The 22,622-nt window shown below is 58.8% G+C and carries 21 protein-coding genes; 8 read left to right on the top strand and 13 right to left on the bottom strand.

The features are described 5' to 3' along the window. Nucleotides 1–189 precede the first annotated feature (189 nt). Both PMI23_RS09855 and PMI23_RS09850 read right to left on the bottom strand, forming a co-directional pair. The gene (locus PMI23_RS09855) at nucleotides 190–531 is read right to left on the bottom strand and encodes a hypothetical protein (protein WP_007913083.1); all 342 of its coding nucleotides are present in this window, start codon (nucleotides 529–531) and stop codon (nucleotides 190–192) included. 86 nt (nucleotides 532–617) lie between these two features. After that, a complete protein-coding gene (locus PMI23_RS09850; protein ID WP_007913082.1) occupies nucleotides 618–1,262 on the bottom strand; it encodes a hypothetical protein in 645 nt (214 codons plus the stop codon). A gap of 171 nt (nucleotides 1,263–1,433) precedes the next feature. Here PMI23_RS09850 and PMI23_RS09845 point away from each other — a divergent pair, with 171 nt between their 5' ends. From PMI23_RS09845 to PMI23_RS09835, 3 genes are all read left to right on the top strand, one after another. Beyond that, entirely contained in the window at nucleotides 1,434–1,682 is a 249-nt protein-coding gene (locus tag PMI23_RS09845; protein ID WP_007913081.1) for a hypothetical protein, read from the top strand. A gap of 147 nt (nucleotides 1,683–1,829) precedes the next feature. Beyond that, the gene (locus PMI23_RS09840; protein WP_007913080.1) at nucleotides 1,830–2,987 is read left to right on the top strand and encodes a GGDEF domain-containing protein; all 1,158 of its coding nucleotides are present in this window, start codon (nucleotides 1,830–1,832) and stop codon (nucleotides 2,985–2,987) included. Between the two features lie 8 nt (nucleotides 2,988–2,995). After that, nucleotides 2,996–3,490 carry a PaaI family thioesterase gene (locus PMI23_RS09835; RefSeq protein WP_007913079.1) on the top strand — a complete coding sequence of 165 codons (495 nt, stop codon included), beginning with the start codon at nucleotides 2,996–2,998 and terminating at the stop codon, nucleotides 3,488–3,490. On the opposite strand, the gene PMI23_RS09830 is transcribed toward PMI23_RS09835, so the two are convergent. After that, nucleotides 3,487–3,933 (bottom strand): hypothetical protein, encoded by a 447-nt coding sequence (locus PMI23_RS09830; protein ID WP_007913077.1) that lies wholly within the window; start codon nucleotides 3,931–3,933, stop codon nucleotides 3,487–3,489. The genes PMI23_RS09835 and PMI23_RS09830 overlap by 4 nt on opposite strands. A gap of 155 nt (nucleotides 3,934–4,088) precedes the next feature. Then, on the bottom strand, nucleotides 4,089–6,293 hold the full coding sequence (locus tag PMI23_RS09825) for an OsmC domain/YcaO domain-containing protein (protein ID WP_007913075.1): 2,205 nt from the start codon (nucleotides 6,291–6,293) through the stop codon (nucleotides 4,089–4,091). A 221-nt stretch (nucleotides 6,294–6,514) separates the two neighbouring features. Between PMI23_RS09825 and PMI23_RS09820 the strand changes: the two genes are divergently transcribed. After that, nucleotides 6,515–9,127, top strand: a complete 2,613-nt coding sequence (locus PMI23_RS09820) for a bifunctional diguanylate cyclase/phosphodiesterase (RefSeq protein WP_007913073.1) — start codon at nucleotides 6,515–6,517, stop codon at nucleotides 9,125–9,127. Between the two features lie 5 nt (nucleotides 9,128–9,132). Here PMI23_RS09820 and PMI23_RS09815 read toward each other — a convergent pair whose 3' ends face one another. Both PMI23_RS09815 and ppk2 read right to left on the bottom strand, forming a co-directional pair. Then, the gene (locus PMI23_RS09815) at nucleotides 9,133–9,348 is read right to left on the bottom strand and encodes a hypothetical protein (RefSeq protein ID WP_007913071.1); all 216 of its coding nucleotides are present in this window, start codon (nucleotides 9,346–9,348) and stop codon (nucleotides 9,133–9,135) included. Between the two features lie 264 nt (nucleotides 9,349–9,612). Next, nucleotides 9,613–10,428 (bottom strand): polyphosphate kinase 2, encoded by an 816-nt coding sequence (gene ppk2 / locus PMI23_RS09810; protein ID WP_007913069.1) that lies wholly within the window; start codon nucleotides 10,426–10,428, stop codon nucleotides 9,613–9,615. 190 nt (nucleotides 10,429–10,618) lie between these two features. On the opposite strand from ppk2, the gene PMI23_RS09805 reads away from it, so the two are divergent. Then, on the top strand, nucleotides 10,619–12,745 hold the full coding sequence (locus tag PMI23_RS09805; protein WP_007913067.1) for a TonB-dependent receptor family protein: 2,127 nt from the start codon (nucleotides 10,619–10,621) through the stop codon (nucleotides 12,743–12,745). Between the two features lie 289 nt (nucleotides 12,746–13,034). Here the strand turns inward: PMI23_RS09805 and PMI23_RS29240 are convergent, their stop codons facing one another. After that, a complete protein-coding gene (locus tag PMI23_RS29240) occupies nucleotides 13,035–13,259 on the bottom strand; it encodes a hypothetical protein (RefSeq protein WP_007913065.1) in 225 nt (74 codons plus the stop codon). A 317-nt stretch (nucleotides 13,260–13,576) separates the two neighbouring features. Beyond that, nucleotides 13,577–14,233: an O-methyltransferase gene (locus tag PMI23_RS09800; RefSeq protein WP_007913063.1), complete on the bottom strand. Its 657-nt coding sequence runs from the start codon at nucleotides 14,231–14,233 to the stop codon at nucleotides 13,577–13,579. Nucleotides 14,234–14,344: 111 nt separating this feature from the next. Here PMI23_RS09800 and PMI23_RS09795 point away from each other — a divergent pair, with 111 nt between their 5' ends. Continuing rightward, nucleotides 14,345–15,022, top strand: coding sequence for a TetR family transcriptional regulator (locus tag PMI23_RS09795; RefSeq protein WP_007913062.1), 678 nt, complete (start codon nucleotides 14,345–14,347; stop codon nucleotides 15,020–15,022). On the opposite strand, the gene msrA is transcribed toward PMI23_RS09795, so the two are convergent. Together msrA and PMI23_RS09785 are read right to left on the bottom strand one after the other, a co-directional pair. Beyond that, entirely contained in the window at nucleotides 14,985–15,491 is a 507-nt protein-coding gene (msrA, locus tag PMI23_RS09790) for a peptide-methionine (S)-S-oxide reductase MsrA (protein ID WP_007913059.1), read from the bottom strand. The two genes, PMI23_RS09795 and msrA, sit on opposite strands and share 38 nt — an antisense overlap. Nucleotides 15,492–15,706: 215 nt before the next feature. Next, nucleotides 15,707–16,924 (bottom strand): MFS transporter, encoded by a 1,218-nt coding sequence (locus PMI23_RS09785; RefSeq protein WP_007913058.1) that lies wholly within the window; start codon nucleotides 16,922–16,924, stop codon nucleotides 15,707–15,709. 131 nt (nucleotides 16,925–17,055) lie between these two features. Here PMI23_RS09785 and PMI23_RS09780 point away from each other — a divergent pair, with 131 nt between their 5' ends. Then, nucleotides 17,056–17,691, top strand: coding sequence for a TetR/AcrR family transcriptional regulator (locus tag PMI23_RS09780; RefSeq protein ID WP_007913057.1), 636 nt, complete (start codon nucleotides 17,056–17,058; stop codon nucleotides 17,689–17,691). Nucleotides 17,692–17,915: 224 nt separating this feature from the next. Here the strand turns inward: PMI23_RS09780 and PMI23_RS09775 are convergent, their stop codons facing one another. The 3 genes from PMI23_RS09775 to PMI23_RS09765 form a co-directional block, all read right to left on the bottom strand. After that, entirely contained in the window at nucleotides 17,916–19,196 is a 1,281-nt protein-coding gene (locus PMI23_RS09775) for an ABC transporter substrate-binding protein (RefSeq protein ID WP_007913056.1), read from the bottom strand. Between the two features lie 54 nt (nucleotides 19,197–19,250). Continuing rightward, complete coding sequence (locus tag PMI23_RS09770; RefSeq protein ID WP_007913055.1) at nucleotides 19,251–20,519, bottom strand: DUF1479 domain-containing protein; 1,269 nt, start codon at nucleotides 20,517–20,519, stop codon at nucleotides 19,251–19,253. 129 nt (nucleotides 20,520–20,648) lie between these two features. Next, nucleotides 20,649–21,521: a helix-turn-helix domain-containing protein gene (locus tag PMI23_RS09765; RefSeq protein ID WP_042704925.1), complete on the bottom strand. Its 873-nt coding sequence runs from the start codon at nucleotides 21,519–21,521 to the stop codon at nucleotides 20,649–20,651. 215 nt (nucleotides 21,522–21,736) lie between these two features. On the opposite strand from PMI23_RS09765, the gene PMI23_RS09760 reads away from it, so the two are divergent. Beyond that, nucleotides 21,737–22,297 carry a hypothetical protein gene (locus tag PMI23_RS09760; RefSeq protein WP_007913051.1) on the top strand — a complete coding sequence of 187 codons (561 nt, stop codon included), beginning with the start codon at nucleotides 21,737–21,739 and terminating at the stop codon, nucleotides 22,295–22,297. The last annotated feature ends 325 nt before the right edge of the window (nucleotides 22,298–22,622 follow it).

Raw genomic sequence — 22,622 nt, 5'->3', positions numbered from 1 at the left:
AGGGCGAAACCGTAATAAGCCATCACCGCAGCAACGGATATTCACAAAGAACACCCCGAGCATGGTCGGCCCAAAGGCCGCCAAGCCCAAACAAAAAAAAGCCCCGCAACCACATCAGGGCGCGAGGCAAAAAATTGGTTGGTTGCGGCCAACCAAAGGAGCTCAGTCAAATCCATACAAAAGCGAAAATCAGATGCAATCCTGCGCCGCCCGCTCAAAACTCGAAGGCAAAAGATTCGAAGCCAACAAATGCCGCTCATAAATAAACACCTTGCCGCCATTACCCGCCTTGTACGCCTCAAGCACGTTGTCAGCAGAAATCTTGCTCGGCACCACAATCCGGTAACTACGCTGAGTCTGCGAAACCGTCGGGTTCAACGCACTGCCCTGCAACTTCGGCACAACACAATCGGCGTACTGCGCAGGCGTCTTGCTGGTCTGCAAAGTAAGGCTCGGGTTATTCGGCGCCGAAGCACAACCGGCGAGCAACAAAGAAGCAAAGGCCAAAGCAGGCACAAATAAAAGACGCATCGGTGTCATCCTGAAAATAAAGGTTCGGTTCAACCGGCAACGGTTCAGCCTCACGGAGCCGCCGTCGCCATTTATGTTTTAAGTGATCAGCTCGACGCCACCAGCGCCTTGAGCGACACATCGAATTGCTTCAAGGCGTTGAGTTGCAAGTCACGCTGCTTGTCGATTTGTGCAGCAATGACCGGTGCCGCCTGGTTATGCACCCACACCGAGGGCAGCTGTTTCTCAACGGCGCCTTCAGCCTTGCCGATGTATTGCAGGTCAGCGTCGTAGAAACGTGCGGTGAAACGCGCTTCGACCAGGCTGTTTTGCTGCGTCAGCAAACGATTGAAGGTGTCGAGTTTCACCACGATGTCCGGATGCGCCTGTACCAACGCATCAAGGTTGTCGTAAACGGTCACGGACAAGAACTGCTGTTGCAGCGAACTTACCAGCCAGTCGATGGCCAATTCCGGATCGGAACTGCTGACAAAGGCTGCTCGAATCCGCGAATCCAGCGCACCTTTCGCACCGTTGACCGCCATGTCGTGGTAACGCCCAAGGTATTGCAGGTTGTCCAGCGTGTTCTCACTGAGCAACACGCCCACGGTTTGCGAATGCTGCAACGTGGCGCTGCTGCCCGTGATGGTCTGGAAGCGACACGACCCGGCGTCGGCTGCGTAAGTCGGGGCTGTGAACAGTGCGCCGCCTGTCAGCAACGCGACCAAAGCCAATCGGGTCAGTGTGTTCATCGCGCAAATTCCTTGAGCTGCGTGTTCGATGGGAGTGATTTTCCGCCGATCGCCAACAAAGCAGAACTTGCGTTTCGTGATGGTCACTATTACTTCTAGCAATAGTTGCGCGACGTGCAGACTGATACACACTCAATCACAACGAGAAAAACATGAAATGAGGAGTTCGCCTTGAGAACGTTTGACCTGATCCGTGACGCCGTTCTGCCCGATTTCCGCGAGCGCGTGGCCGAGTATCTGGTTCAGTACGAAAGCGTATTGCTGAACAAAGACGCGACCGACCGGCAGCTCATCAAAGACACCGCCAACCAGTTGCGCGGCTACCTGCGCGGGCTCAACACCACCCGCGTGCTGGGCATGGCCTACTGGGAAGAGCTGGACCGTCGGGTCGTCGACACCTGGCTCGCGCCCGAGCAATGACCGATCGGCGCGGTGATCAGGGCGGCGGCCAGCAACCGCGCCCTCCCCGCTGCCAGCGGTCTGCGCGGCAACACGCCCTCTGCGAAAAAACCGCCCGAACGCTTACAATCGCCGGTCTAATCGCCAATCAGACAGGCTCATCCAGAAATGCCGCTCGACCCACCTACGATGTTGACCATTTCCATCGCCCTCGCAGCCGCCGCCGCGCTGTATCTGGCGATTGAATGGCGCAGCATTCGTGAGCCTTCGCTACTGTTCTGGAGCGCCGGTTTCGCCACCATTACCGTCGGTTCCACCTTGGCCCTGTTGCGCAGCAGCGGCTTTTTGCTGATCGGCATCTGGTTCGCCAACGGCTTGCTGGTGACCGCACACTTCCTGTTCCTGCTTGGCGTGGCACGCTTTACCCAGATACGGCTGTCGCCGGCCTGGTACCTGATCTTCGCCACTTGGCTGGTCATGCTGCTGTTGCCGGACGGGCCGCTGTGGTCGAAGGTCATGCTGGCGGCCAATTCGCTGCTGGTGGCGCTGTCGACCCTCAAAGCCAGTTCACTGCTGCGCCCCCACGGCAAATCGCTGAGCGTCGGTGCGGTGCAGTTGCGTTACGTCCTGCTCGGTCACGGGATCTTCTACGTGGCCAAAGCCCTGACCGTGGTGATCCCCGGCACGTTGATCGATCTGGCGGCGTTTCGGGGCGAGATCATTCAGATTTCCCTGGTCGAGGGTGCGATGGCAATCATGTTGATCGCCCTGTCGATGACCGGCACCGAACGTTACCGTCGGGAAAAACAGATCGCCCGCCTCGCCGAGCGCGACCCGCTGACGGCCCTGTACAACCGCCGCGCCCTGGAAAAACGCGCACCGCGCCTGCTCGAACACGTATCGCCGGAGCATCCCGGCGCCCTGCTGCTGATCGACATCGACAATTTCAAACTGGTCAACGACCAGTACGGCCATACCGCCGGGGATCGTTTGCTGATCGCACTGAGCGAGATGATCCGCTCGGTGCTGCCGCGCAATGCGCTGACAGCGCGCCTGGGCGGTGACGAGTTTGTCATCCTGCTCAACAGCGCTTCGAGCGAGCGCGTCATGCAACTGGGCAACACACTGCGCGAGCAGTTTCTGAGCACCACTTCACAGACATTCCCCACTACTGCCGCCGTGACCCTGAGCATCGGCGCCAGCCTGTTCGACAAACCGCCAGCCAACCTCACCGCGCTGATCGAGCAAGGCGACGCCGCCCTCTACGAATCGAAACGCGGCGGGCGCAATCGCTTGCGCCTGACCGGACTCACCACGCCAGGATAATAAAAACCATGTCCAGCCTCGATACTCCTCTGCAAGACCTCGCCGCGCCCGAAGGCGTTTGCTACGGCTGCGGCGGCCGCAACCCGCACGGCCTCCACGTCAAAAGCCATTGGCATGAAGACGGCGTGCACGTCATTGCCGAACACCTGCCGGAGGCCAAATACTGCGGCTGGCCGGATCTGGTCTACGGCGGCCTGATCGCGATGCTGGTCGATTGCCATTCCAACTGGACGGCAATGGCGTACCACTACCGTGCAGAAAACCGCGAACCCGGCAGCTTGCCGCGCATCGACTGCGTCACCGGCAACCTTGGGATCAAATTCATCAAACCGACACCGATGGGCGTGCCGCTGACTCTGCGCGCGAAAGTCGAGGGTGACGTCGGGCGCAAGACTCGGGTGATCTGTGAGGTGTTTGCCGGGGACGTGTTGACGGCGGTGGGTGACTCGGTGTTTGTGCGAGTGGATACCGGGCTGCTGGCGAATGCGGCGCATGGCCGTTAAGCGTTAGAAGACCGTTTGAGCACCGCAGTCGAGACCCGTGGCACGATCATCCTTTCGATCAGCGCCACGACCTCTTTAGCGCCATAGCAGCGGAATTTGACGCTACCAGCGTCGGTGTCCAGACGGATGATCTTGGTGAAGAATCCACCTTCGTTGGCGACAGCGCGGATCATACCGATCGGAATCTCGATGTCTAACGTACCGTCCTGAACCATGCGATTCAGGGCGTTGGCATTGAGGTGAACCGCCGTTTTGGTCAGCACCATCTTCCCACCGACCCACAGACCGCCATAGGCTTGCTTGAACGACTCCATGACCCCGGCCACCACGTCGACATTGCCGGCGCCAACAGCATCGTAAAACTCACCCACCTCCTCGTAATTCACCTCGACATCAGCTACCAGAAAGTTGACCAGTTTGGACTTTACAATCTTTTCCGACATTTACACTTCTCCCTGATTTTAAATCATCGTCCGTGACTTCAGACGCTCGTGGCAAATTCTAGCACTTGGCCACTACTCACCTATAAGACATTCACACGATTCAAGACTTGCAGGTAAAAAAAGCACCCGAGGGTGCTTTTGTTCTAGCGCAGATATCAGCGCGACAAAGCCGTCACATTCGCCCGCGCCGTATGCAACTTCTTATAGCTCTCGATCAAACGCAAATGCCGATCCAGCCCTTCCAGCTTCATGCTGGTCGGCGTCAGGCCATAGAAGCGCACGCTGCCATTGACCGAGCCAATCGCCGCGTCCATGCGCTCGTCACCGAACATCCGGCGGAAGTTGGCTTCGTAGTCTTCCAGCTCGAGGTCTTCGTCGAGTTCCATCTCCAGCACCACGTTGACCGCTTGATAGAACAAGCCGCGCTCAACGGTGTTGTCGTTGTACTGCAGGAACGCTTCGACCAGATCCTTGGCCTGTTCGTACTTCTGCAGGGCGAGGCAGATCAGCAGGCGCAGTTCCAGAATGGTCAGCTTGCCCCACGGCGTGTTGTCGTCGAACTCGACGCCGATCAGCGTGGTGATCTCGGTGTAATCGTCCTGCTCGCTGTTTTCCAGGCCTTGGGCGAGGTTGCGCAGGCCGACCTTGCTGAGGTTGTGCAGGTTGAGGATGTCGGCGCGAAATTGCAGGGCTTTGTTGGTGTTGTCCCAGATCAGGTCCTCGACCGGGTAGATCTCCGAGTAGTCCGGCACGAGGATGCGGCAAGCCTTGGCGCCGATGTGCTCATAGACCGCCATGTAGACTTCTTTGCCCATGTCTTCGAGGATGCCGAACAGCGTTGCGGCTTCTTCGGCGTTGGAGTTTTCACCCTGGCCTGAGAAGTCCCACTCGACGAATTCGAAATCTGGTTTGGCACTGAAAAAGCGCCACGAAACCACACCGCTGGAATCGATAAAGTGCTCAACGAAGTTGTTCGGTTCAGTGACGGCCTGACCGGAGAACGTCGGCTGCGGCAGATCGTTGAGGCCTTCGAAACTGCGGCCCTGCAGCAGTTCGGTGAGGCTGCGTTCCAGCGCCACTTCCAGGCTCGGGTGGGCGCCGAACGAGGCGAACACGCCGCCGGTGCGCGGGTTCATCAGGGTCACGCACATCACCGGGAATTCACCGCCCAGCGACGCGTCCTTGACCAGCACCGGGAAGCCCTGCTCTTCCAGGCCTTTGATGCCGGCGAGGATGCTCGGGTATTTCTCCAGTACTTCTTGCGGCACGTCCGGCAGGGCCATTTCGCCTTCGAGGATTTCGCGTTTGACCGCGCGCTCGAAGATCTCCGACAGGCACTGCACCTGCGCTTCGGCGAGGGTGTTGCCGGCGCTCATGCCGTTGCTGAGGTAGAGGTTTTCGATCAGGTTGGACGGGAAGTACACCACTTCATTGTCCGACTGGCGCACAAACGGCAGCGAGCAGATGCCGCGCTGGGTGTTGCCGGAGTTGGTGTCGAACAGGTTCGAGCCGCGCAGCTCGCCGTCACGGTTGTAAATCTTCAGGGTGTAGTCGTCGAGGATCTCGCTCGGCAACTCGTCTTTCGGGCCCGGTTTGAACCACCGCTCGTCGGGGTAGTGGACGAATTCGGCGTTGGCGATTTCTTCGCCCCAGAACTGATCGTTGTAGAAGAAGTTGCAGTTCAGACGTTCGATGAACTCGCCCAGCGCCGACGCCAGTGCGCCCTCTTTGGTCGCGCCCTTGCCGTTGGTGAAGCACATCGGCGAATGCGCATCACGGATATGCAGCGACCAGACATTGGGCACGATGTTGCGCCACGAAGCGATTTCGATCTTCATGCCCAAGTCGGCCAAAATTCCCGACATGTTGGCGATGGTCTGTTCCAGCGGCAGGTCCTTACCGGCGATGAAGGTGCCTGCGTCCGAGCCGGCCACCGGCATCAACAGCGCCTGGGCATCGGCGTCGAGGTTGTCGACTTCTTCGATGATGAATTCCGGACCGGTCTGCACGACCTTCTTCACCGTGCAGCGGTCGATGGAACGCAGGATGCCCAAACGATCTTTCTCGGAGATATCCGCCGGCAACTCCACCTGGATCTTGAAGATCTGGTTATAGCGGTTTTCCGGGTCGACGATGTTGTTCTGCGACAGACGAATGTTTTCCGTGGGGATGTTGCGCGTGTCGCAGTACAACTTCACAAAGTACGCCGCACACAACGCCGACGACGCCAGAAAGTAATCGAACGGCCCCGGTGCCGAACCATCGCCCTTGTAGCGGATGGGCTGATCGGCGATCACCGTGAAGTCGTCGAACTTGGCTTCAAGTCGAAGGTTGTCGAGAAAATTGACCTTGATTTCCATGCGGGATTACCAGAATACGGCTAAACGAATGGGCGCCATTATCCGGTTTTTGCGCGGGAAGTCTTGCCCTTTCGGGAATCGCCGCTGATCGGCGCGCTGCACTCGGGGAGGCAAATCACGCGGGCTTCACTACGCTTTCAATGCAGTCGCCGAGAAGAATCTGAACATTGCGCCCGCGCCGTGGTTCTAGATTCAGAAGACAGCGGATCAAGGACGAGCACATGGACCTTTCCAGCTATGCAGCCCCGCTTCCACCGCGCCAGAGCGCCGTCACCCGCCGCCTGGCCTTCGCGGTCGGTGCGCTGTTTGTCAGCGGCGTGATTGCGGCGGCGGTCGCTTTGCTGGGTATCGCCGAGCGCCTGGACAGCGAAGAGGTCAACAAAACCCGCTTTTACTCGGCTCGCGCGCTGGAAAACCGCATCACTGCCTCGAAAAACTACATCACCAGCTACGCCTACTGGACCACCGCCTACGAGCATTTGAGCGGTCAGGTCGACACCGACTGGGCCTACACCGAGCAGAACCTCGGCAAGACCCTGTTCACCAGTGACGGCTATGACGGCGTGTTCGTGCTGAACCGCGAAGGCACCCGTTACGCGGTGGTGCGCGGGCAAATGGTCGATGCCGAGCTGTCCGCGTTCGTTCAGGTGAGCGCCACGGAGTTACTCGATCAAGTACTGGGCAAAGGTGATCTGACCAAGCCGGTCAGTCGCTATTCACTGTTCGAAGGCTGGCCGGCGCTGGTGTCGACGGCAGCGATCATTCCCAACGATGAGCGACCACTCGGCGATCCGCAGACTTCTTCGGTGCTGGTGTTCGTCGACAAACTCACGCCGACCAAATTGCGCCTGATCGGCAGCGGTTACGGCTTGAATAACCTGACCCTGGCACTGGACGATACGCTCGACCCGAACCGCCCTCGCGTGCCGCTGGACAGCACCGGTTACAGCCTGATCGCTGATCTGGAACGGCCCGGACAACATTTACTGTGGTCATTGCTACCGCCACTCGGCGCGACGATTGTGGTGCTGATGCTGCTGACCGCGTACTTCTTCCGCCATGCCTTGCGCTCATCGCAGTACGTCGACCAGAGTTTTGCCGTCATGCAAACCTCCAATCAGGCGCTGGAACACGCCAATCGCGAGCTGGAAGCCAGCGAAGAACGCTTTCGCGCCGTGGCCGAAGCCGCGTCCGACTGGATCTGGGAAGTCGACCGCAACCTGGCGCTGACGTACCTGTCGGCGCGCTTCAGCGAAGTGACCGGCTACCCGCAAACCCTGTGGCTGGGGCAGGACATCGGCCACCTGTTGAGTTGCGACACCACGCCGCTGGAACTGTGGCTGAGAAAACTGACCGAGGAGAACAGCGCGAGTGACTTGCGTTGCACCTACCGTGACCACTCGGGCCAGACACGCCACTGTCGGTTGTCCGCCCGGCCAATCTTCGACAAACACGCGGTCATCGGCTATCGCGGCACTGCCAGCGACATCACCGACGAGGTCGCCGCCCATGCGCAGATCCAGCATCTATCGATGCACGATGCCCTCACCGGACTGCCCAACCGCAACAAACTCGCACGTTATCTGGATGAGGCGCTGCTGCTCAAGGAGCACGCGCCGCCGCTGTCGCTGCTGATGATCGACCTCGACAACTTCAAACCGATCAACGATTCGCTTGGCCACCCGGCCGGTGATGCCGTGCTGCAGGAAGTCGCCGTGCGCCTGCGTGAATGCACCCGCGAACACGACATCGTCGCGCGACTGGGCGGCGACGAATTCATCGTCGTGCTCAACGGCATGGACAGTCAGCATGAGATCGACAAATTCTGCACCCGCCTGATCGGCAGCCTGCATCAACCGATAGTCTTCGAACATCACCCGCTGCACATCGGCGCCAGCATCGGCATTTCACTCAGTCGCCGCCACGGCTATGTGCCCAGCGACCTGATCCGTTATGCCGACATCGCTCTCTATCAAGCCAAATCCGAGGGCAAAAACACCTGGTGTTATTTCGAAGCGCACATGAGCGATCAGATCCAGACGCGCCGGCAACTGGAGGATGACCTGCGCCACGCGCTCAAGCACAACGAATTCATCCTGCACTATCAGCCGCGCTACAAGGTCGATGGCAAACACATCGTTTCGGTCGAAGCGCTGGTGCGCTGGCAACACCCCAGCAAAGGCCTGCTCGGTCCGGACCTGTTCATCCCGCTGGCGGAACAGACCGATCTGATTGTCCCGCTCGGTCGCTGGGTGCTGCGCGAAGCTTGCGAAACCGCATTGGGTTGGCCGGAAGACATTATGCTGTCGGTCAATCTGTCACCCGCGCAGTTTGCCGTCAGCGATGTGGTCGAGGATGTTCGTGAAGTGCTGGTGCAAACCCGTTTTCCGGCCAGCCGCCTGGAACTGGAGATCACCGAAAACGTGATGCTCAACGACACCGACGGCGCCCTGACCACCATGAATGCCCTGAAGGAATTGGGTGTACGCCTGAACATGGACGACTTCGGCACCGGTTACTCATCGCTCGGTTACCTGCGTGCCTATCCGTTTGACGGGATCAAGATCGACAAGCGCTTCATCGCCTCGATCAGCAGCGGCACCAATGATCGCGCGGTGGTGCAGGCGATCATCGGCCTGGGCAAAGCCATGGGCCTGACTGTCACCGCCGAAGGCGTCGAGACTGAAGAGCAACTGGATATTCTCGGGGTCGATCAGTGCAATGAGGTGCAGGGTTATTTCATGAGTCGGCCGATCGACAAAGTCGCGTTTGCGCGGCTACTGCACGATTCCAGGGGCGCACAGTTGAAGTCGAAGAAAGGTCGCGTGACCTGAAGGACTTAACCGTTTGTTCGCCCCAAATCAGCGGTAAACACATTACCTGCATCGCGAACTAACTGCCGCCACTCGGCGCTGGTGATCAACCCCTGCTCCTCCATCTCATCGGCTGCCTTGAGCAGTTCGTCGTACTGTTCTTCCGGATCCAGTCGCATCTGCGATTGCGTCGCCAATTTTCGCCATGCCGCCAGTTTTTCTTGTTTGCGCTGATTGAACATCGGGGAATGATCTCGTGAAGGGCTTCCTTGATAGAAAGAAACGGGATCAAAGGGGTTCAGCGCAGTCGACGGATGGACTGTTTGCTTCTAAAGGGCTTTGCCGATCAACAATGATGGATACACCACCGAATACTGTGGGATTGAGCCTGCTCGCGAAAGCGATGTGTCAGGCAACACATCCGCCACAGACAATCCGCTATCGCGAGCAGGCTCACTCCTACAGGGATTTGTGCTGGTCAGTTCCCCTGTGTCTGACGCAATTCGTCAGAACTTTTCCGCTACGCGTTTATACGGATAATCCGGATCGCGGTACTTGCCCGGCTTCTGCCGCTTGGGCAACTCGACCTTCTCGCGCTTCACATCCTCATACGGAATGCGGCTGAGCACATCGGTGATGATGTTCAGCCGGGCACGGCGCTTGTCGTTGGAGTCGGCCACCAGCCATGGCGCGTGTTCGGTGTCGGAGTGCTTGAACATTTCGTCCCGCGCCCGTGAGTAGTCGTACCAGCGGCTGTAGGATTTCAGGTCCATCGGTGTCAGTTTCCAGGTCTTGCGCCCGTCGTTGATCCGCGCCTCAAGCCGACGGGTCTGCTCTTCGGGGCTGACTTCCAGCCAGTACTTGAGCAGGATCACCCCGGACTGGACGATGGCGTGCTCGACCCAGGGAATCGATTTGAGGAACTTGTCGGCCTGTTCATCGGTGCAAAAGCCCATCACCCGCTCGACGCCGGCGCGGTTGTACCAACTGCGATCGAAAATCACCACTTCGCCTGCCGCCGGTAGATACGGCAGATAACGCTGCACATGCATCTGGCTTTTCTCGCGATCGGTCGGCGCCGGCAGCGCCACCACGCGAAAGACTCGCGGGCTGACACGTTCGGTCAATGCCTTGATGGTCCCGCCCTTGCCTGCGCCATCGCGGCCTTCGAAAACGATGCAGACCTTGACGCCTTTGGCGATCACCCATTCCTGCAACTTGACCAGTTCGACGTGCAGTTTGCGCAACTGCTCAAGGTAATCCTTGTTCTTCAGCTTCGGACTTTCAGGCGCCGTGGCGGCCTTCTTTTTGCCTTTTGCCATGACCTTGGCCTCTCTCCAATAAGTGCAGAAACAGAGTGTTGATTGACGGGATACACCAGACACGTGAGGTTAGTTCATGACGTGCCGTTTGCCATGGCCGGGCAAAAAGCCAAATTGCCATGTGTTTCCTTCGTTCTTTATTGCGTCGCACTGTTCATTGCCCTGCCCTTGTCTACCTGGAGTTTTCTCGATGTCCGCGTCCAAATCCCTGCCCACCGCCCTGCTCGGCCTGGCGCTCGCCTGCCCGGCGATGGCCGAGACTCAAGGTCTGGAATTGGGGCAAGTGCTGATTTCGGCCGACGAGCAAAGCGCTTCAAACGCGAGCGTCGAAGAAGCCAAAACCCGTCTGGAACAAGTGCCCGGCGGCACCAGCGTGGTCGACATGCGCCAGCCATTGCAGGGCCGCGTGGCGAACAATCAGGATGTGCTGGCGTATCAGCCGGGGGTTTACGCGCAGTCGGCGGGCAACGAAGGCGTGAAAATCTCGGTCCGCGGTTCGGGCATCAATCGCGCGCCGGGCGCGCATGCGTCGGGGCTTTACACGATGCTCGACGGCCTGCCGCTGACCGGACCGGGTGGCACGCCGTATGAATTGCTCGAGCCACTGTGGGTCGATCACGTTGAAGTCCTGCGCGGCGCCAACGGCTTTGATCGCGGTTCGCTGGCACTGGGCGGCGCCATCGATTACGTCAGCCACACCGGTTACAACGCGCCAAAACTGCAAGTGCGCTACGCCACCGGCAGCCACGGCTATCAGCAGCGTCAGGTCAGTTCCGGGCAAGTGCTCGGCGATTTCGATTACTACGTGTCGCTCACCGATTCCAACGCCGACGGCTATCAGGATCACACCGCCAGCGAGAGCAAAGGCGTGATCGCCAACTTCGGCTATCGCTTCAACCCGAACCTGGAAACCCGCTTTTACATCCGCTACCGCGAGACCGACAACGACCTCGCCGGCCGCGTGACCAAGCACTCCATCGAACACTCGCCTCGGGCGGCCAACCCGTCCTATGTGGCGCGCGACGACAGCCGCAAACAGCCGGGCAGCACGTTCATCGGCAACAAGACCACCTATTACATCGATGACGATTCGAGCATCCAGACCGGCCTCGTTTATCACGACTATCCGATGGACCTGCGCGAAGGCCCGAACCGCTTGAAGGTCGCCTACACCGACGTCAGCGGCACGTTCGACTACAAACGCCGCGACACGATTTTCGGCATGGAAAGCCGCAGCAACGTCGGCCTGCGCGTGACCAAGCACCTGCCCAACGACGGCGCCAGCGAGTTTGTGCGAGTTCCCTCCGGCAACACCGCCAGCTACCTGCCCGGCACGCGCATGCGCAACTTCACCTATCAGGGTTCGGACACCGTTCTACATTTCGGCAACGACCTGGAAATCGCCGACGACCTCTGGCTGACCACCGGCCTCGCAGCCATCTACACCCGCCGCGAAAGCGCCGTGACCTACCCGCAAAGCGGCGGCAAAACCAGCATGAACGACTGGGACTACGCGCCGCGCCTCGGCCTGCGCTACCAGATCACCCCGGACCTGCAAGTGTTCGGCAACCTCAGCCGCTCGGTTGAGGCGCCGCATCCGTGGTCGCTGATCTACAGCTCCAACGTGCGCTTCCCGGCGGGTAATGGCGCCGCAACCGGCACGCAGAAAGACCCAATCGAATTGCAGAACCAGACCGCGACCACGCTGGAGCTGGGCGGTCGTGGCGACAGCGCCGTCGGCGAATGGAGTCTGGCGTGGTACTACGCGCAGGTACGGCATGAACTGCTGTCGGTGCTGCCCGATGCCACCGCCGTCACCCCGTACGAACTCAACGCCAGCCCGACCGTGCACCAAGGCGTTGAAGCGAGCCTGAACAGCAAACTCTGGTCGGCGGCCGATGGCCGTCAGTTGAGTTTGCGTCAGGCGTATACCTTCAGTGATTTCCACTATCGCGATGATGATCGTTTCGGCGACAACCGCCTCCCCGGCCTGCCGATGCATTACTACCAGGGTGAGTTGCGTTACGACTGGCCGCAGGGGTTCTTTGCGGCGGTGAATGCGCAACTGGTGTCCAAAGTCGCGGTGGATTACGCCAACAGTTATTACGCCGATCCTTATGCACTGTTCGGCGCGACGTTGGGTTACAACGCGCCGAAAGGTGACTGGCAGGGTTGGGTGGATATGCGTAATTTGACCAACAAACACTACGCGGCAACGGTCACGCCGGGGTATGACGACAAAGGACTGGATGCCGCGCGGTCTACACCGGGTGAAGGGATGGGGGTTTATGTCGGGGTGTCGTGGAGTTTGCTCTAAGTCTACGAAGGACGGGCCTGTTTATGATCGCGGTGTGTCAGGTGACTATGATGCAATGCATTCCGGCCTCTTCGCGGGCAAGTCACATTCTCACAGGTTTTGGTGGGATGCCGTTATTGTGAACATGCCGAATAACCTTGTGGGAGCGGGATTGCCCGCGAAGACGGATGTTCATTCAGCATAAAACAATTATGCGAAGCATTGACTGCGAAGCCTAGAGGAATCAGCTGCTGACGAGAGCCAGGTACCGGCACAGATTTTTAGTACCCGGCTTCCGAGTTTGCGGCGCCTAACTCCCTTTTGGCAGCTCTTCGTCAGTACGATGCTGCTCTCCTTCAAGCGGCGGTGTTTCAGTACGCTGTTCCTCCAGCGTTCCTGCCGTGTCATCTTTTGCACTATCAATCTTAGGTTCGCTGCTTGATGTGTTCATCGACGCGCTTAGTACATCCGGCGTCTTAGCAAGATTTTTTTGAACGATCAATGAAGTAACGTTCGTGTTAATCGTAAGTGCCATGATGTATCTCCCTTTTCATGAATAAAACATTGGTGAAACACCATGCTCTAGCAGTTTATTCGCTTCGGATACTGTAAGAAGTAACAGGTTTTCAGACCTTTATGCGCTATACCGTATGTAGAAATGTTCTGTCCCGATAAGTGATAGCGATTCGCTGATTAGCGTTGATTGATGGCAGTCGCGGTCGAGATTACCCATCGAGAAAGTCAGACAGGGAAGTTTTCTCAAATCCAGGATTTCCACTCGTGTTTTTACTGGTTTCCCGCCCGTCCAAATTGGAGCCACCTATCAACCAGTGGCTCCCTGAAGAAACGGGCTCAACCCAGCCGCATCGACAGCTCAATTTCATCCGCAAACGGCACAGACAAATACCCGTTCTGCGGCGCCCGCACGTAGGCCAGGTACTCCGGGCAATAGTCAGTGTTGTCCGCCACCACCAGCGCCCCCGGTTTCAGGTGTTTTTCGACCAGACTCAACACGTCGCCATACAACGCCTTGGCTCCATCGAGCAGGAGCAGATCAACCGATTCCGGTAGATCCGTTGCCAGCGTCACCAGCGCGTCCCCTTGGCGAATCTCCACCAGATCACTGACGCCACCTTCAACAAAATGATGCCGAGCCAGTTCAATCTTCGAAGGTTCGAACTCACTGCCGATCAGCACACCGCCGCCGTTATCGCGCAGTGCCGCCGCCAAATGCAGGGTGGAGAGACCGAACGAGGTGCCGAACTCGACAATCGCTTTGGCCTTGGTGTTGCGCGCCAGCATGTACAGCAGTTTGCCTGTGTCGCGGGAGACCGGCAGCCACAGGTCTTTGAGCAGTTCATAGAGTTTCAGGTATTCGGTTTTGCTGTGCATCAGGCGTTCGCGCTCTTCGCCAGGCACCGTGTGCAGCACCGGGCTGGTGGCGGCGCCGGCTTGGGCGTAGAGGCGTTCGATCAGGCTTGCGAGAGGTTCAGTGGTCAAGGTTGTCATGATTGCTTTCCGTCAGTCGGGAACTAGAATGCGAGCAATTCGTCGCATTTAAATGATGCGAGCGATTCGCTTCTTGCGCTATTCGCATTCCCAAGGACGCCCGAGCTGCCCATGACCCACCGCCAGACTGCCCGTATTTCCTCACGCAAACAGCCGCAACAGGCACGCTCCAGCGAACTGGTGGCGGCTATTCTGCAAGCGGCTATTCAGGTTTTGAGCGAGCACGGCGCCACTCGCTTTACCACCGCACGGGTCGCGGAAAAGGCTGGCGTGAGCATCGGTTCGCTGTATCAGTACTTCCCCAACAAAGCCGCAATCCTGTTCCGCTTGCAGAGCGATGAGTGGCTGCACACCACCCAGATGCTGCAGCGAATTCTGCAGGAGTTTGAACAGCCGCCACTCCAACGCCTGCGTACGCTGGTGCAGGCCTTCATTCGTTCAGAGTGCGACGAAGCGCAGATGCGCGGCGCGCTGAACGACGCCGCCCCGCTCTACCGCAACGCCCCCGAGGCCCACGCAGTGCGTGCGGCCGGGCGGCAGATTTTCGCGACATTCATGGAAGAGTTACTGCCCGAGGTCGGTGAGCACGTCCGTACCGCAGCGTGCGATTTGATCCTGACCACGCTCAGTTCGGTCGGCAAGGATTTTTCCGGCAGCCCGCGTACCGAGGAGGAAATCTCGGTATGCGCCGACGGGCTGGCGGATATGTTCAGCGCCTATGTACTGGCGCTGAATGAGCGGCGTGCACCGCTCACGCGCGCTTCGGCAGCTTCCAGTTCGGGCGAATGAAATGGCAGGTGTAGCCATTCGGAATGCGCTCAAGGTAATCCTGATGCTCCGGCTCCGCTTCCCAGAACGGCCCCGCCGGTGCGATTTCAGTCACCACGCGGCCCGGCCACAGTTTTGAGGCGTCGACATCGGCAGCCGTGTCTTCAGCGATGTCGCGCTGCGCTTCGTTGAGGTAATAAATGGCCGAGCGATAGCTCGGGCCAAGGTCGTTGCCCTGGCGGTTGGGCGTGCTCGGGTCGTGTATCTGAAAAAAGAATTCAAGGATCTGTCGATAGCTGATCACCGCCGGGTCGAAGGTGATCTCGATGGCTTCGGCGTGGTTGCCATGGTTGCGGTAGGTGGCGTTCGGCACATCACCGCCGGTGTAACCGACGCGGGTTTGCAACACACCGGGATAGCGCCGCAGCAAATCCTGCATGCCCCAGAAGCAGCCGCCGGCGAGGATGGCGGTTTCGGTTTGAGTGGTCATGGCGTGTCGTTCCTCTTCGGGGTGTTGGGTATAGCGATGGTTATGAGGGCGGGTTGGCGGATTCCAAGGGGCTGAGCCAATAGAACTAATGACGCGCTGAAACCTGATTGGCTTCCTCGAGCAAAGAACCCGTAATCCTTCGGCCGCTGTAATCACTGACAAAGTAATTGATTCGTGGTCGCCCTCGAGGCCCACGCAGTGCGCGCATCCGGGCATCAGTGCCCGGCAACCGCAACCGCTCCAGCAACACGCGGCCCCGATCTGAACCCATGCACCCGCGCGCCGAAGGCAATGGCAAACCCTACGCTCACCAGCACCAACATGGCCCAGGGAAACGAGGCGACGCCCCAGCGGTCGAGCAACACCCCGCCGACCACCCCGCTGCCAGCAATCGCGCTGTTCCAAGCCACCACATTCAACGACAGCGCGACATCGGCGCCGTCACCGGCAGCATCCGCCAGTGCCGTCTGCAACAAAGTCGCCGCACCGCCAAAACTCAAACCCCACACCGCCACGCCGATGTAAATCACCTGCGGCACATGCCCCATAAATCCCAGCACCACGCAAACACCAGCGAAGGTAGCGAGGCTCACCAACACCGTTTTGCGCAACAGCGGCTCAACCAGTTTCGCGGTCAGCCAGATCCCCGCCAGCGCCGCGAGACCAAACACCAACAACACCAGGTCCACTCGATCCGCCAGCCCCGCCGGCGCCACAAACGGTGCGATGTAGGTGTAGAGAATGTTGTGCGCCAGCATCCAGCTGATCACCACTGCCAGCACCGGCCGGACGCCCGGCGTCGTCAGCACTTTGCGTAACGACAGGCGCTGATGCGCAGGCTGTGGTGAATAGTCGGGGACTTTCACCAGCACCCAGACGATCAAAATCAAGGTCAGCCCCGACATGATGCCGAACGTCGTACGCCAACCGACCAGCCCTCCCAGCCATGTGCCGAGCGGCACCCCCAAAGACAGGGCAATCGGCGTACCGACCATGGCCAGTGCCAACGCCTTTCCCTGCTGATCAGGCTCGACCATCCGCCGCGCATAACCGGCCAACAGACTCCACGCCAGACCCGCCGCAACCCCGGCGAAAAACCGCGCCACCAGCGTCACACCATAGTGCGACGACAGCGCCGTAATCGAGTTGAACAGCAGAAAACCCACGATGGTCAGCAACAACACATTGCGCCGACGCCAGCCGCGCGTGGCAATGGTCATCGGGATCACCGCCAGCACCGAGCCCAGCGCATACGCGGTAACCATCTGCCCGGCCATGGAAGGCGAAATTGCCAGACCATCGCTGATCAGCGGCAACAGCCCGGCGGGTAAGGTTTCGGTGACGATGCAGATGAATCCGGTCATGGCCAGCGCCAGCAAGGCGCCAATGGGCAGGCGTTTGGGCGCAGCCGTTAGAGTCAATGAAGGTGTCACGGGAAACTCCTTGAGTTTGGAAAGTCAGACTTGCATACCGATCGATATAAAATACTGGCGGCAGCCGAGGCACGTTGTCAACGACTTATGTATCGACTAGTATCCAAATCACTTTCCGAGGAGTTTCCGCTATGGCCAGAACCGGCCGCCCCCGCGCATTCGATCGCGACGACGCCGTCGACCAGGCTATGCAATTGTTCTGGCAACACGGCTACGATTCGACGTCCCTTTCACTGTTGAAGGCTGAACTGGGCGGCGGCATTTCCGCGCCGAGCTTCTACGCCGCGTTCGGCTCCAAAGAAGCCCTGTTCGACGAATGCGTGCAGCGCTACCTGACGACCTTCGCCCAAGTCACCGAATGCCTGTGGGACGAAACCCTGCCGCCACGCCAAGCCATCGAAACCGCCCTGCGCCAATCGGCACGCATGCAATGCGACGACGGCCACCCGAAAGGCTGCATGGTCACCCTCGGCGTCATGAGCGCGCCGAGTCCGGAAAACGCCCACGTCGCTCAAGCCCTCACCCACTCCCGCGCCCGAACCCGCGCGGGGATTGTGGCGTGTGTCGAGCGTGGTGTGAGTGAAGGATTGTTAGCGGAGGACACGAACGCCGCCGCCATGGCGACGGTGTTCGACAGTTTCCTGCAGGGGATTTCCATCCTTGCTCGGGATAACACGCCGATTGAGAGCATTGATGCGGCGATTACGCAGGTGATGCGGACTTGGGATGTGATGGCGGTGAGTGAGGCATTGGTGGAATTGCAGTAATTGAAGGGCTCGCGTAGCCGAAAACCATTCGGCTACGCGTCAGCTCATCCAACCGAAATCCAACAGCCGTAAATCCCGCTCAACTATTCCCCAACAACCTCAACATAATTCGACTCCCCGCCCCCACTCGCTCCCGACAGCCAGCCCCACACAAAACTCAACGTCGTCCGCCCCGCCTCATCAACCCCGACCGTCCCCCGCGACCAACCGGAAAGCCTCTCGCCCTACTGCGCAGCTCTGATCGCCGCCAACAACTGCTTTCCGGCCTTTGCCGGATCAGCATCTTTGTCATTCATGAAGTGCGTCACCACATCAAACACCGCGCCCTGCACGGCCTGCGATGTCGACATATTAAACGCCATGCTCGGCGCCAGTGAGCCGGTCTTTTCGGCGTTGGCAAAATCCTTCGCCGAGGCCTGAGCGCAGCTGTCGAATCGGCTCATGTCCAGCCCTTTAATCACTGGAATGGAGCCTTTGTTCTGGTTGAAGACATACTGAAACTCCGGCTCCAGCGCGACCTTGGCCAGATCATCACGAGCAGCAATGTTGCCGGGGTTGTCGTTCTTTGTGGCCAATTTGAACATCGCGAGCGAATCAATCGTGTAGCTGTAAACGCCCTGCGAGCCGGGAAACGGTACGCACAGGTAATCGACATAGGCTTGCTTGCCGGCCGCCGTCCATTCGCTTTTCGCCCAGTCACCCATGATCTGCATACCGGCCTTGCCGTTGATGACTTTGGCGGTTTCCAGATTCCAGTCCTGACCATTGCCGTCGGGATCCAGATAACCCTGCAATTTGTGCAATGCAGCAAACACCTCGGTCATTTTTGGCCCGGTGAGAGTGGCCTCATCGACATCAATAAAGGCTTTCTTGAACCCGTCAGCACCCATGACGCTCAGCAGCAGATTCTCAAAAACGGTGGTGTCCTGCCAGGCCTGGCCGCCATGGGCGATGGCGATAAAACCCGCTGCCTTGAGCTTGTCGCCAGCGGCATACAGCTCTTCCAGAGTAGCCGGCGCCTTGCTCACGCCGGCCTTTTTCAGCACCACCGGGTTCAGCCATAACCAGTTGATGCGATGAATGTTCACCGGCACCGCGACGTAATGCCCTTCGTATTTCATGCTGTCGGCGATGGTCTTGGGCAGCAGGTTGTCCCAATGGTTGGCCTTGGCGACGTCATCCACGCTGGTCAACAAATCGAGCCGACCCCACTCCTGAATATCCGGCGCTTTGATCTGTGCGGCCGAGGGCGGATTGCCCGACACCGCGCGAGTTTTCAGCACGGTCATTGCCGCGCCACCTCCGCCGCCAGCGACGGCGCTGTCCTGCCAAGTGAAACCATCCCTCTCGATGATCTTCTTCAACACGTCCACCGACTTGGCTTCGCCGCCGGACGTCCAGTAATGAACGACCTCGACGGAGCCTTTGCTTTCAGCGGCGTGGACGACGAAGGGGAAAAGTGACGCCAAAGAAACCATTGCAGCAAGGCGATTGATGCGGTTCATTTTCGATACCTTTATTGTTGTTATTGAACGGATTCAGCGGTGCAGTTCGATGACTTACTCGAGCCCAAGACCCGCGCGCCCCAGTGCATTCAAGCCCTCGACACTGAAGCGTTCCTGCCAGTTTTTTTCGTAATGCTCAGGCGGAAAATCGTCAGGCGACGCGCCCCGTTCAAATGCCCTGAATACATCTTTGGCGTAACGCCGATTTTTCGGACACATCGGCGCCGCAGGCACATACATCACGTTGCCCCAACCTTGTTGGTTGTCCACGGGCGCGACGCTGTGGATCACATCGCAATGCCACCAGACCGAGTCCCCCGCCTGCACATCCGGAATCGGGCTCAGCCCGTCGACCAACAGCGGATGCCATTGCCTTGAAACCGGCAGCACTTTGCCGGGCGCCACGCCGCACAACTCATCCTCGGGCACGTCATCGAGCAACGGGCGAAGCAGCATGTACGCCATCGCTTTCGGAATCGGCAAGGTATGCAGCACGCCCTGATCCGCCTTCATGTCAGACAACGCCGTCCACCCCTGAAACGTGCGAAACGCGGAACACTTGACCGTGTCCTTGTAGGCGTATTCATCAACCTCGGTACGAAACGCCGCGTCCCAGGGGTCGTAGGCGTTGAAATCGTTGCTGTAGATTTTGTCGAAGACCTTCAGGTACGCCGGATGCAACCAGCGCTCCAACGCACCCGAATCGGTGTGCGGCCCCAGCCCTTTGGAATACGTGCCCGGTGGGCGCCGCCGCACCCGGTCGGGATACAGCGCATTGACGTCAGGGTCGAACCATTCCTGACCGTGCGACTGAGTTTTCCAAAGACGATTGAGGAACGATTGCGCGGCGCCCATCCGCTCGTCCTGACGCAACTGCATTTGCGACGCAGACCAATAGATCGGGAAAATCTCCGGACGTGAACCCTCAAGGTTGCCGAAAAACTGGTCAACCGGGCCACGGTAAACAGTGTCGAAGTGGTTTTTATCGAGGTATTCCAGCAGGCCCTTGTCCCAATTCAACACCTGCGCTCGTGGAAAGTGGTTTCTGATCACCACGCAACCCCGGCGTTTGATCAACGCCAACTGCTGCGGCTTCACTTTCGCCGCGAGAATGTCAGCGAACTCCAGCTCCGGCCAAGCCGAACCTGTGAGCGCTTCCTGCTCTTTGATTGAGGCGATTTCGCCAGCAACAAACTCACTGACCTGGGCGAACAACGCATCCACATCGCCGATCTGCTCACGCAGCGCGCGCTTCATATTGACGATGCTGGCTCGGTAATCGTCGGGAAGCGTTGCGCTTTCGAATGCCTGGTATTTGCTCATTGAATGACCTGCTGTTCTTGTTATTCAGGCAGGTATGGAAGCACTTCCGAGGGCTATCGCGGCAGCCTCGATTGAAGCGTCAGGTAATACGATTGTGGCGTTTTACCCGGATGGGCCGGGACGATCGACCTAGTGAAAATGATGCTCGTGCTGGCGGCGAAACTCCGAGGGGGTCAGCCCTTTCTGCGCCTTGAACTGACGATTGAACAGCGCCAACGACGAATAGCCAACCGCCTCAGCGATCAGCGAAACCGTAGTGTGCCCTTGCATCAACAGCGCACAAGCATGCCCGATCCGTAAGCGCACGATGTAGTCCAGCGCCGTGCAGCGCGTGTGACGACGAAACATTCGATGGAACGCCGACACGCTCACGCACGCCATCTCGGCCAAAGCAGGAATACTGACGGGTTGGGCGTAGTGCCCATGCAGGTACTCCAGGACTCGATGGATGCGCGGGTCTTCGACGATGGAGCTCCCGGCCTGCGTGCTCGGCGCTGGGAGAATCCGCGTGGCATCAACGTCTTTCGCCAGTTTGCCGAGCACCGCCAGCAGCGCAATCAATCGCTCCGCCGGCTCCTGATCGACCATCGCCTCAATCACCGGCCGCACCTCGCGAGACGCGTCCTCACTGAAACTCAACGCATGCCCCGCCGCCGCGAGCAACCGCCGAACCGACCCAAACTCAGGGAACAACGTCACCAACGACTCCGCCCACGCCGCCGAAAACCAGATGACCAACGCAACGTGCGGCTGCCGCGGATCAATCAACTCCGCCGAAGACCAGCTATGCGGCACATTCGGCCCCACCAGAATCAGATCCCCGTCATCGTAAGGCGCAACGTCATTGCTGATATAGCGATGGCCTCGGCTGTTCAACGTCAGCGTCAGCTCATACTCGGGATGGTGATGCCACTCGAACGGAATCGCCTCGGGTAAGCGCCGGTTCAGCAGCGTCCAAGAGGCATCGGCCTCGGTGGGGATTTTCTCGAAACTGGGCTTCATGGTGACGGATTCTGCTAGCTGGCGTGGTTGGCACGCCACGATCGTATCACTCACACCCAGCCGTTCAAGGCGTGAAATCGTCCTCCGCCCGATCATGGCGCTGCCTTGCCCTATCGCGTGAACACGCTAGTTTTAAGGTCAAGTAATGACGCTGCCAATCACCGGGCCTGCGCAAAACACCCTTTTAACCCATAACGCGTACCCCGGGAGGCCTGATGAACAACTTCCCAATCGTCGCCACCGTTCTCTCAATGATCCTCGGGCTCTCCGTCACCCGCCTGCTGCTTGGCGTATTAACGGTGTTCCGCATCCGCCGAGTAGCCAAGCCAGATTGGGTGGCGCTGGTCTGGGCGGTGATGCTGTTTACCATGCAGCTGCAATTCTGGTGGGCCGTCAACGCACTGTCGACGGTGAAACAGAGCTTCTCGTTTCTTGAATTTCTACTGCTGGTGATGCTGACGCTGTCGCTGTTTGTCACCGCTGCGTTGTTGCTGCCGAGCCGTAGTGAGGATGAGCAGAACGGGTTGCGCGTGTATTTCGAACAGGATGGGCGCTATGCATTGCTGTCGCTGTCCACGTATCTGTGCCTGGGGCTGATCGTCAATGTCACGCTGTTTGAGGCATCGCCTGTAGCGCTTTGGGGTTTGCTCGATGTGGTCATGATTGCGTTGCCGATTGGCGCATTTGTGGCTCGGTCGCGTAAAGCGTATGCGGCGATTACGTTGATTTATGTGCCGATCAATGTGATCGACACGCTGATTTCGCTGGCGAATTAACTCCCCCTCTAGCCACGGGACTTGCTGCGGTGGATCGCGAAACGGCTATCGCTCCTCCAGTCCACAAAGACATCGCAAAAACAGCTCGAACTGCCCTGTTGAAGCAATTCCTGGACTTTGTTTAAAGACACCCCAAGTTACGTCATCCCAACCTACAACGCCTTGCGCCGTTGCCTACGACTACGCCAGAATCCGCCGGCTTGTGCGCCTTGGATGCGGGTTCTATTGTGGGTCGGTCACTGAATAGCAGTGATCGGGTTTGGTAGCCCGTGTATACAAGGTGCGCAATTTCACTATTGGCGAAAGTCTTCGCCTGGCTTTTATG

The organism is Pseudomonas sp. GM24 (assembly GCF_000282235.1).
GTDB lineage: Bacteria > Pseudomonadota > Gammaproteobacteria > Pseudomonadales > Pseudomonadaceae > Aquipseudomonas.
This window is presented reverse-complemented; position numbering and strand designations above follow the sequence as displayed.

Coding starts and splice junctions, on each gene's coding strand:
- PMI23_RS09825 (WP_007913075.1), bottom strand. CDS start 6,293: ATGGAAATCAAGGTCAATTTTCTCGACAACCTTCGACTTGAAGCCAAG.
- PMI23_RS09780 (WP_007913057.1), top strand. CDS start 17,056: ATGGCCAGAACCGGCCGCCCCCGCGCATTCGATCGCGACGACGCCGTC.
- PMI23_RS09850 (WP_007913082.1), bottom strand. CDS start 1,262: ATGAACACACTGACCCGATTGGCTTTGGTCGCGTTGCTGACAGGCGGC.
- PMI23_RS09795 (WP_007913062.1), top strand. CDS start 14,345: ATGACCCACCGCCAGACTGCCCGTATTTCCTCACGCAAACAGCCGCAA.
- PMI23_RS09830 (WP_007913077.1), bottom strand. CDS start 3,933: ATGTCGGAAAAGATTGTAAAGTCCAAACTGGTCAACTTTCTGGTAGCT.
- PMI23_RS09760 (WP_007913051.1), top strand. CDS start 21,737: ATGAACAACTTCCCAATCGTCGCCACCGTTCTCTCAATGATCCTCGGG.
- PMI23_RS09815 (WP_007913071.1), bottom strand. CDS start 9,348: ATGTTCAATCAGCGCAAACAAGAAAAACTGGCGGCATGGCGAAAATTG.
- PMI23_RS09855 (WP_007913083.1), bottom strand. CDS start 531: ATGCGTCTTTTATTTGTGCCTGCTTTGGCCTTTGCTTCTTTGTTGCTC.
- PMI23_RS09765 (WP_042704925.1), bottom strand. CDS start 21,521: ATGAAGCCCAGTTTCGAGAAAATCCCCACCGAGGCCGATGCCTCTTGG.
- PMI23_RS09805 (WP_007913067.1), top strand. CDS start 10,619: ATGTCCGCGTCCAAATCCCTGCCCACCGCCCTGCTCGGCCTGGCGCTC.
- PMI23_RS09770 (WP_007913055.1), bottom strand. CDS start 20,519: ATGAGCAAATACCAGGCATTCGAAAGCGCAACGCTTCCCGACGATTAC.
- PMI23_RS09835 (WP_007913079.1), top strand. CDS start 2,996: ATGTCCAGCCTCGATACTCCTCTGCAAGACCTCGCCGCGCCCGAAGGC.
- PMI23_RS09800 (WP_007913063.1), bottom strand. CDS start 14,233: ATGACAACCTTGACCACTGAACCTCTCGCAAGCCTGATCGAACGCCTC.
- PMI23_RS09840 (WP_007913080.1), top strand. CDS start 1,830: ATGCCGCTCGACCCACCTACGATGTTGACCATTTCCATCGCCCTCGCA.
- PMI23_RS09820 (WP_007913073.1), top strand. CDS start 6,515: ATGGACCTTTCCAGCTATGCAGCCCCGCTTCCACCGCGCCAGAGCGCC.
- PMI23_RS29240 (WP_007913065.1), bottom strand. CDS start 13,259: ATGGCACTTACGATTAACACGAACGTTACTTCATTGATCGTTCAAAAA.
- msrA (WP_007913059.1), bottom strand. CDS start 15,491: ATGACCACTCAAACCGAAACCGCCATCCTCGCCGGCGGCTGCTTCTGG.
- PMI23_RS09775 (WP_007913056.1), bottom strand. CDS start 19,196: ATGAACCGCATCAATCGCCTTGCTGCAATGGTTTCTTTGGCGTCACTT.
- ppk2 (WP_007913069.1), bottom strand. CDS start 10,428: ATGGCAAAAGGCAAAAAGAAGGCCGCCACGGCGCCTGAAAGTCCGAAG.